This is a genomic window from Pseudomonas sp. IPO3778 (assembly GCF_013386825.1).
Lineage (GTDB): Bacteria > Pseudomonadota > Gammaproteobacteria > Pseudomonadales > Pseudomonadaceae > Aquipseudomonas.
In genome coordinates, this window is record NZ_JACARC010000023.1 from 104,620 (window position 1) to 111,407 (window position 6,788).

6 protein-coding genes and 1 riboswitch are annotated in these 6,788 nt (G+C 61.0%); of the genes, 5 read left to right on the forward strand and 1 reads right to left on the reverse strand.

Going from position 1 to position 6,788, the window contains the following annotated elements; all coding sequences use genetic code 11:
* The first annotated feature begins 79 nt into the window (after nucleotides 1-79).
* Nucleotides 80-185, forward strand: a riboswitch (TPP riboswitch).
* Between the two features lie 148 nt (nucleotides 186-333).
* Together thiC and cytX are read left to right on the forward strand one after the other, a co-directional pair.
* Nucleotides 334-2,223 carry a phosphomethylpyrimidine synthase ThiC gene (gene thiC / locus HX855_RS10805; RefSeq protein ID WP_177086323.1) on the forward strand — a complete coding sequence of 630 codons (1,890 nt, stop codon included), beginning with the start codon at nucleotides 334-336 and terminating at the stop codon, nucleotides 2,221-2,223.
* A 189-nt stretch (nucleotides 2,224-2,412) separates the two neighbouring features.
* On the forward strand, nucleotides 2,413-3,702 hold the full coding sequence (gene cytX / locus HX855_RS10810; protein WP_177086326.1) for a putative hydroxymethylpyrimidine transporter CytX: 1,290 nt from the start codon (nucleotides 2,413-2,415) through the stop codon (nucleotides 3,700-3,702).
* Here the strand turns inward: cytX and HX855_RS10815 are convergent.
* Nucleotides 3,671-4,417 (reverse strand): RsiV family protein, encoded by a 747-nt coding sequence (locus tag HX855_RS10815; RefSeq protein WP_177086328.1) that lies wholly within the window; start codon nucleotides 4,415-4,417, stop codon nucleotides 3,671-3,673. The genes cytX and HX855_RS10815 overlap by 32 nt on opposite strands.
* Nucleotides 4,418-4,630: 213 nt before the next feature.
* Here HX855_RS10815 and HX855_RS10820 point away from each other — a divergent pair, with 213 nt between their 5' ends.
* From HX855_RS10820 to cpdA, 3 genes are all read left to right on the forward strand, one after another.
* On the forward strand, nucleotides 4,631-5,248 hold the full coding sequence (locus HX855_RS10820; RefSeq protein ID WP_003209505.1) for an NUDIX domain-containing protein: 618 nt from the start codon (nucleotides 4,631-4,633) through the stop codon (nucleotides 5,246-5,248).
* On the forward strand, nucleotides 5,239-5,688 hold the full coding sequence (locus HX855_RS10825) for a DUF1249 domain-containing protein (protein ID WP_003209507.1): 450 nt from the start codon (nucleotides 5,239-5,241) through the stop codon (nucleotides 5,686-5,688). The genes HX855_RS10820 and HX855_RS10825 overlap by 10 nt, the downstream gene beginning before the upstream one ends.
* Nucleotides 5,689-5,787: 99 nt before the next feature.
* Nucleotides 5,788-6,603, forward strand: coding sequence for a 3',5'-cyclic-AMP phosphodiesterase (gene cpdA / locus HX855_RS10830; RefSeq protein ID WP_177086335.1), 816 nt, complete (start codon nucleotides 5,788-5,790; stop codon nucleotides 6,601-6,603).
* The last annotated feature ends 185 nt before the right edge of the window (nucleotides 6,604-6,788 follow it).

The following is a 6,788-nucleotide window of genomic DNA, read 5'->3' on the forward strand; positions in this document are numbered from 1 at the left end:
ACAATCCTGTAATTACGCCATTCATCACGATGAATGCACCGCCATTGGCAATTTGCCTGCTCCATGGTCTAGACTGGTCGCGTTCTTGTCGGGGTGCCTTGTTAGAAGGCTGAGATCGGTAAATACCGGATCCCGTTGAACCTGATCAGGTTAGCGCCTGCGTAGGGAACAAGATTTCTCGTCACCCGGCGAGTCCTCTTGTGCTTCGTCCGGGATGTTGTTCGACAATCGAACAGCTCTTGTGCGCCAAGCACAGCACTGGTTTCAGTGCGTCCATCCGTCACAGGTTCGCTCCGACAAAAATCCACCGCCTGGATAGTTGGAGAGCCCGTGATGACTACAAAACTAAAAAACACCGTGCATTTAAGTGAATCGGCCAAGGTCGACTCCGGTTCCGTGCAGCCGTTTACCCGCTCGCAAAAAATCTACGTCCAGGGCACCCGTCCGGATATCCGCGTGCCCATGCGCGAAGTCAGCCTCGACGTGACCCCCACCGACTTCGGCGGCGAAATCAACGCGCCGGTGGTGGTCTACGACACTTCCGGCCCGTACACCGACCCGAATGTGATCATCGACGTGCGCAAAGGCCTGGGGGATGTGCGCTCGCCATGGATCGAATCCCGTGGCGACACCGAGCGCCTGTCGGGCTTGAGCTCGCACTTTGGGCAACAGCGCCTGAGCGATGCCGAGCTGACCGCACTGCGTTTCGCCCACGTGAAAAACCCGCGCCGCGCCAAGGCCGGGGCCAACGTCACGCAAATGCACTACGCCCGCCAAGGCATCATCACCGCCGAGATGGAATACGTCGCCATCCGCGAAAACATGAAGCTGGAAGAGACGCGCTCCGCCGGCCTGCTGGACCAGCAACACGCCGGCCACAGCTTCGGCGCCAGTGTGCCGAAAATCATCACGCCGGAATTTGTGCGTGAAGAAATCGCCCGCGGCCGCGCGATTATCCCGGCCAACATCAACCACACCGAACTGGAACCGATGATCATCGGCCGTAACTTCCTGGTGAAGATCAACGGCAACATCGGCAACAGCGCCCTGGGTTCGTCCATCGAAGAGGAAGTGGCGAAACTGACCTGGGGCATTCGCTGGGGTTCGGACACGGTGATGGACCTGTCCACCGGCAAACACATCCATGAAACCCGCGAGTGGATCATCCGCAACTCGCCGGTGCCGATCGGTACCGTGCCGATCTACCAGGCCCTGGAAAAAGTCGGCGGCGCCGCTGAAGACCTGACCTGGGAGCTGTTCCGCGACACCCTGATCGAACAGGCCGAACAGGGCGTCGACTATTTCACCATCCACGCCGGCGTATTGCTGCGCTATGTACCGCTGACCGCCAAGCGCGTCACCGGCATCGTGTCCCGTGGCGGTTCGATCATGGCCAAGTGGTGCCTGGCGCACCACAAAGAGAACTTCACCTACACCCATTTCGACGAAATCTGCGAAATCATGAAGGCCTACGACGTCAGCTTCTCGCTGGGAGATGGCCTGCGTCCGGGTTCGATTGCCGACGCCAACGACGCCGCGCAATTCGGTGAGCTGGAAACCCTCGGCGAGCTGACCAAGATCGCCTGGAAGCACGACGTGCAGACCATGATCGAAGGCCCGGGCCACGTGCCGATGCAGTTGATCAAGGAGAACATGGACAAGCAGCTGGAATGCTGCGACGAGGCGCCGTTCTACACCCTCGGCCCACTGACCACCGACATCGCGCCGGGCTACGACCACATCACCTCGGGTATTGGTGCGGCGATGATCGGCTGGTTCGGTTGCGCGATGCTCTGCTACGTCACGCCGAAAGAGCACTTGGGCCTGCCGAACAAGGATGACGTGAAGACCGGGATCATCACCTACAAGATTGCGGCGCATGCGGCGGACTTGGCCAAGGGGCATCCGGGGGCACAGATTCGTGACAACGCCTTGAGCAAGGCGCGCTTTGAATTCCGTTGGGAAGACCAGTTCAACCTGGGCCTGGACCCGGATACCGCGCGTTCGTACCACGATGAAACCCTGCCGAAGGACTCGGCGAAGGTCGCGCATTTCTGCTCGATGTGCGGGCCTAAATTCTGCTCGATGAAAATCACCCAGGAAGTGCGTGAGTACGCGGCCAACCAGCGCATTGAAGCGGTGGATGTGGACGTGGCCAAGGGACTGGCGGAGCAGGCGGAGCGGTTCAAGCAGGAAGGTAGTCAGCTGTACAAAAAGGTCTGAATCAGAACCTGTGGCGAGGGAGCTTGCTCCCGCTGGAGTGCGCAGCGCTCCCGGAATCTGGATCGGTGTCTTGACTGACACTCATCAGTTGCAGGTTTTGGGGCGGCTTCGCCACCCAGCGGGAGCAAGCTCCCTCGCCACAGGGGGCTTTCCTGATTCAAATAATAGTGTCCCCCTGAGATAACACCCTTGAGCATTCAACCCAGCACCTATTCCCCAGACATCGCGGTGCCCGCCGACAAACGCGTCTTCGGCGCCCGCGATCTCTTTTCCCTGTGGTTCTCCCTGGGCATCGGCCTGATGGTCCTGCAAACCGGCGCGCTGTTGGCGCCGGGCCTGGGCCTGTCCGGCTCGTTGCTGGCGATCTTCCTTGGCACGCTGGTCGGCGTGCTGTTGCTGGCCGCCGTCGGTGTGATCGGCAGTGACACCGGCCTGTCCTCCATGGCTGCCCTCAAACTCAGCCTCGGCGCCAAGGGCGCCAGCGTGCCGGCGTTGCTGAACCTGCTGCAGCTGATCGGCTGGGGTTCGTTCGAAATCATCGTGATGCGCGATGCGGCCAGCCTGCTGGGCACCCGCGCGTTCAGCGAAGGCAGCCTGCTGGCCAACCCGCTGTTCTGGACCCTGGTATTCGGCGCCCTCGCGACCTTGCTCGCCGTCAGCGGCCCGCTGACCTTTGTGCGGCAGATCCTGCGCAAGTGGGGCATCTGGCTGCTGCTGGCGGCCTGCCTGTGGCTGACCTGGAACCTGTTCGCCAAGGCCGACCTGGCTGCACTTTGGGCCCAGGGCGGTGACGGTTCGATGCCATTTGCCGTGGGTTTTGATATCGCCATCGCCATGCCGTTGTCCTGGCTACCGCTGATTGCCGACTACTCGCGCTTTGGCAAACGCGCGAAAAGCGTGTTCGGCGGTACGGCACTGGGCTTCTTTATCGGTAACTTCTGGCTGATGAGCCTGGGCGTGGCCTACACCCTGGCGTTCGCGCCGAGCGGTGAAGTGAACGCCTTGCTGCTCGCGTTGGCCGGGGCTGGCCTGGGGATTCCGCTGCTGCTGATTCTGCTGGATGAATCAGAAAACGCCTTCGCTGATATTCATTCGGCGGCGGTGTCCAGCGGGATTCTGTTGCGCTTGAAGGTCGAGCACCTGGCGTTGGCCATCGGCGTCATCTGCACGCTGATCGCCTGCTTCGCACCGTTGGCGCAGTACCAGAACTTCCTGCTGCTGATCGGCTCGGTGTTCGCGCCGCTGTTCGGCGTGGTGCTGGTGGATCACTTTATCCTGCGCCGCCGTGGCCATGGGGTTGCTGCCAACCTGCGTTGGCCGGCGCTGTTGGCCTGGCTGGGTGGCATCAGTACCTATCACGTGCTGGCGAATCTGTACCCGGATGTCGGCGCAACCCTGCCGGCGCTGGTGCTGGCAGGGCTGTTGCACTTCATTCTGGGCCGGGCCTTCAGTGGCGTGCGGGCACCAGCTCAGGCTTGATCACGCCGGTCAGGCGCGCATAGGGGATGGTCATTTCGATCAGCCCCAATGCGTACGGGGCGATGGTGGTCACGTTGTACTTGAGCACCACCCCATTGCTGGTCAGCGCCACATTCGGGGTTTTCTGGAACGGCCAGTTCTTCACGAACTCCGGGTCGCGGTCCATCTGGGAGTTGATCAGCCAGTTGTTGTGGGCGACTTTCGCAGTCTTCCAGAACGCCTCTTCCTGGCCCGGCAACAGCATGTCGGTCAGGCTCAGCTCTTTGTGCAGCAGGCGTGAATAGTTGATGAAGCCGCGGCCCGGCTCGCCGTGGGCGGTGCCGGTGTCCAAGTAACTGGAGACTTCGACGATCACCAGTCCGTCATGCTGCTCACGTACCTTGGCCTGCAAGTACATGCTGTTGCGGTCTGGGGACTCACGCAAAAACTTGTCGCGGTAGGCATTCAGGGTGGCGGGCATGGCCTGGCCAGGCGAGGTGCGGGCCATCTGCAGCAGGCGCTGCTCGACGATCTGGTCCAACTGCGGCTCGGACGGGAAGTGCACGGTGTCGATGTTGACCAGCGGGCAATCCGGGCTGTTGCAGCCGGATTTGATCTGCTCCGAGGCGTCGGCGGTGGTGTCCAGCGGCTTGAGATAGCTGGGCTGGAACAGGCTCTGGCAAGCACCCAGGGTCAAGGCGATACAGGCCACGGAGGCGATTTTTAAAAGCGACATGTGTGTCCTTCATAAATCGAGGAAAGGTGAAAATGTGGAGCTTCGACTCCCGACAGGGCAGTCAGTTCGCCACTAAGCTGATTAGAGTGAGTTTGACGCCCGCCGTCTATCCCGGCAACCGGAAAGGGGCTGCATCAAGGGGCGCGAGCGCGTTAGGATGGCGCGATGTCGAGGGCAGCCTCGATACCGCAAGGCAAAAAAACGAGGGTTGATATGACGGACACAGCGAAATCGACGCCGAGCAAGGTCGAGATTGTTCAGCGCGACAATGCCTACAAGGGCTTCTACAAACTGGATCGGCTGAAGTTGCGGCACGAGAAGTTTGATGGCGGCATGAGCCGTGAGCTCAATCGCGAAGTCTTTGTTCGTCACGACGCCGTGTGCGTGCTGCCCTACGACCCGCAGCGCGATGAAGTGGTGCTGATCGAGCAGTTTCGTGTAGGCGCCATGGGCCGTACCGACAACCCGTGGCTGATCGAAATGGTCGCCGGCCTGATCGACAAGGATGAGCAACCGGAGGAGGTTGCACACCGCGAAGCCGAAGAGGAAGCTGGCCTTACATTCTCCGCACTCTGGCCGATCACAAAGTACTTTCCGTCGCCGGGTGGCAGCACCGAATTTGTCCACTTGTTCCTGGGCCGTTGCGAAAGCGCCGGGGCCGGTGGCGTCCATGGACTGGAAGAGGAAGCCGAAGATATCCGCGTCACCGTCTGGGCCTTTGAAGATGCCCTGCAAGCGGTACGTGACGGTAAAATTTCCAACGCAGCGAGCATTATTGCCCTGCAATGGCTTGCGCTTAATCGCGCGGAAGTGAGGGGGTTATGGCAGTAAAGGCACGGGAGCGATATCGGGTTGACCTGATCGGGCTGCAAGCAGCCTGCGAGGCCAACTATGCACGGCTGATGCGGCTGCTGCCGGACATGCGCCACACCCCCGAGGCGCGGCGCATCGCCGTAACCCACGGGGACCAGATGCTGGGCGTGCTGACCCTGGAAGTGATCGTGAACTGCCCGTACACCACCACCCTGCGGGTGCGCCAGGAACACAGCCTGCCGTGGCTGCCGGTGCCGCAGCTGGAAGTGCAGGTGTACCACGACGCGCGCATGGCCGAAGTGATCAGCGCTGAACATGCACGACGCTTTCGCAGCATCTATCCTTACCCCAATGTGTTCATGCACCAGCCCGATGAGAAAGCACAGCTCAATGTGTTCCTCGGTGAATGGTTGAGCCACTGCCTTGCTTTGGGCCACGAGTTCGAAGTCGTTCGATAGATGTGAACTGCGTCCGCTTCACGGGTTTCTTCTTTGTGTCCTGCCCCAGCATAATCGCCTCAAATGTCCATTCCTGTGATCACGCCCTGGGAGACCGCCTTGCCGAGCGTATCCGCCTTGAACCCTGACGCTTCGGCGTTGCTGGTGCAGTTGTCCGACAGTCACCTGTTTGCCGAGGCGGACGGCGGGCTGCTGGGCATGAAAACCCGCGACAGCCTGCAACGGGTCATCGAAACGGTGCTGGCGCAGCAGCCGCAGATTGACCTGGTGTTGGCCACCGGGGATTTGTCCCAGGACGGCACGCTGGAGTCCTATCAGGCGTTCCGTGACATGACCCGGCAGATTCACGCACCGGCGCGCTGGATTCCGGGGAACCACGATGAGCCGCAGGTGATGCAGCAAGCGGCGATCAACAGCGCCTTGCTGGAGCCGGTGGTGGACGTGGGCAACTGGCGGATCACCCTGCTGGACTCAGCGGTGCCGGGCTCGGTGCCGGGGTATTTGCAGGACCAGCAACTGCAACTGCTGGCGCAATCGTTGAGTGAGGCGCCGACTCGGCATCATCTGGTGTGTTTTCACCATCATCCGGTGTCCATCGGGTGTGCTTGGATGGAGCCTATTGGTTTGCGTAATCCTGAGGCGCTGTTCGCGGTGCTGGATCGGTTTCCGCAGGTGCGGGGGGTGCTTTGGGGGCATGTTCATCAGGAAATTGACCGGGAGCGTAACGGGGTGCGGTTGTTGGCGTCGCCGTCTACCTGTATTCAGTTTGCTCCCGGCAGTGAGGATTTCAAGGTGAGTGAGCAGGCGCCCGGGTATCGCTGGCTGCGGTTGCATGCCGACGGGCGGTTGGACACTGGCGTGGAGCGGGTGCAGGGTTTTGTGTTTCAGGTGGATTACGGTAGTAGCGGGTACTGACGGCTTTGGGGGGCATATCCGTTATTTAGGTAACGGCGACTTAGGGTTCCGCTCTTACAGCGGGTCACTTTTGGCAAACGCCCCAAAAGTAACCAAAAGGTCTTTGCCCCACCACTCGGTGCCTCGCCTAGGCTCGGCATGCCCGCACTCCGGCCCGGCTCCGCGGGCCGCCGCGACGGCCCGTC

Excerpts from the sequence above, each read along its gene's own strand:
- thiC (WP_177086323.1), top strand. The coding sequence starts at position 334 with ATGACTACAAAACTAAAAAACACCGTGCATTTAAGTGAATCGGCCAAG.
- HX855_RS10825 (WP_003209507.1), top strand. The coding sequence starts at position 5,239 with ATGGCAGTAAAGGCACGGGAGCGATATCGGGTTGACCTGATCGGGCTG.
- HX855_RS10820 (WP_003209505.1), top strand. The coding sequence starts at position 4,631 with ATGACGGACACAGCGAAATCGACGCCGAGCAAGGTCGAGATTGTTCAG.
- HX855_RS10815 (WP_177086328.1), bottom strand. The coding sequence starts at position 4,417 with ATGTCGCTTTTAAAAATCGCCTCCGTGGCCTGTATCGCCTTGACCCTG.